We start from the raw sequence: 1,903 nt of genomic DNA, 5'->3' as shown, positions 1-1,903 counted from the left end.
CCCACTGGTGATTCAGGGGCCGGGGGCGGGTCGGGAAGTGACCGCCGCCGCTATCCAGTACGATCTGTGGCAGATCTGCGCCAGCCTCTAAGGCTGATATGCAAAGGGAGCAGCACCTCAGCTCCCGCGCACAATAAAAAAAGCCCGAGTCGATGACTCGGGCTTTTTGCTGAATGTCGCTTCGATTAGGAGAAGCAGGCCTGCAGCACGTAGAAGATGGCGATAGCCAGGATGGCACCTGCAGGCAGAGTGATGATCCAGGAGACCACGATGTTGCGCAGTACACCCAGATTCAGCGCCGCAATACCGCGCGCCAGACCGACACCCATCACAGCACCGACCAGGGTTTGGGTGGTGGAGATGGGCAGACCGGTGCCGGAGGCAATCACCACGGTCGCGGCAGTCGCCAACTGGGCGGCGAAACCACGGCTCGGGGTCAGGTGAGTGATGCCGGTACCGACCGTCGCCATCACCTTCTCGCCCATGGTCGCCAGACCGATCACGATACCTATGCCACCGAGCGGCAGGATCCACCAGGCAATGGCAGCCTGACCGGAAATTTCACCACCGGAAGCCACGATAGAGGCCACCGCAGAGAGCGGGCCAATGGCGTTGGCCACGTCGTTGGAACCGTGGGCAAAGGCCATGGCACAAGCGGTGATCACCATCAGGATGCCGAACACCTTCTCCACGTTGGCGAAGTGCATCTTGCTGTCATCCTGCGGGTTGTACTTCTGACCGCGAATGTAGATCCAGCCAGCAAACGCCACTGCGATGGAGATGGCGATGGAGAGCAGAATGCCCTCGCCATCGGTCAGGTGCAGACCAACGTGGGTCAGCCCCTTCTTGATGGTCACCAGACAGATTACCAGCGCAGTCAGGAACATGTAGAACGGTACATAGCGCTTGGCGTTGTTCAGCGGGTCATCGGTGTTGAAGATAAGCTTCTGCACGCTGATGAACATGAAGTAGGCGATGACACCGGAGATGGCCGGGGTGATGACCCAGGAGCCAACGATGCCGCCAAACTTGCTCCACTGCACCGCTTCCGGGCCAATGCTCACCACCGCAAAACCGACGATGGCGCCGATGATGGAGTGAGTGGTAGAGACCGGCCAGCCGAAGTAGGAGGCGAGGATCAACCAGGCACCTGCCGCCAGCAGGGAGGCGATCATGCCGAGCACCAGCAGGTCCGGGCTATCGACAAACGCATTGCTGTCGATGATGCCGTTACGGATGGTGGCCGTCACTTCGCCACCGGCCAGATAGGCACCGGCAAATTCGAAGATCATGGCAATGATGATCGCCTGACGGATGGTCAGGGATTTGGTGCCGACCGATGTTCCCATGGCGTTGGCCACGTCATTCGCGCCAATGCCCCAAGCCATCAAAAAGCCGAACAAGGCCGCCACGAGCACCAGAGTGGTGCCGTAATTCGCGATAATGTCCATTAGTAGTGTTTACCCAGTCAGTCGATTACGAACGAGCCAGCATCAGTTCCAGACGGGCGCCTACGCGCTCGGCCTGATCTGCCAGGTCACCTACCCATTCGAGGATCTTGTAAAGGAACATCACATCGATCGGATTGTAATTGTGCTCAACCGCTTGCAGCTGTTGGCGCAGTCCGATCTGCATGGTGTCTGTATCGTCCTCGATCAGATCCAGCTGGTGGATCATCTCGGCAACCATTTCCACTTCCCGTCCTTTGAAGCCGGTCTCGAGCAGCTCGTCGAGCTCCCCGATCGCTTTCTCGGCCTGAGCGGTCGCATCAATACAACGTTTGAGGTAAGCCATGAAATCCGTCCGCATTTCGGCGGGGAACTCCATGCGACGACCAAGCATGCGGCCGGAAATATCCTTGGCACGGTTGGCAATCTTGTCTTGCTGGGTCAACAGCTCCAGC

General features: G+C 58.7%; 2 protein-coding genes. Both read right to left on the bottom strand.

The genetic code is table 11. The features are described 5' to 3' along the window. Window positions 1-185 precede the first annotated feature (185 nt). Entirely contained in the window at window positions 186-1,451 is a 1,266-nt protein-coding gene (locus tag AACS18_RS01550; RefSeq protein WP_033136481.1) for an inorganic phosphate transporter, read from the bottom strand. 25 nt (window positions 1,452-1,476) lie between these two features. Continuing rightward, the coding region (locus tag AACS18_RS01545; protein ID WP_108613526.1) for a TIGR00153 family protein at window positions 1,477-1,903 on the bottom strand (427 nt) is incomplete at its 5' end.

It is taken from the genome of Aeromonas sp. HMWF015, from assembly GCF_963878965.1.
Taxonomy (GTDB): domain Bacteria; phylum Pseudomonadota; class Gammaproteobacteria; order Enterobacterales; family Aeromonadaceae; genus Aeromonas; species Aeromonas veronii.
This window is presented reverse-complemented; position numbering and strand designations above follow the sequence as displayed.

What these genes read in the sequence shown, in the direction of transcription:
- AACS18_RS01550 (WP_033136481.1), bottom strand. Translation starts at nt 1,451, where the DNA reads ATGGACATTATCGCGAATTACGGCACCACTCTGGTGCTCGTGGCGGCC.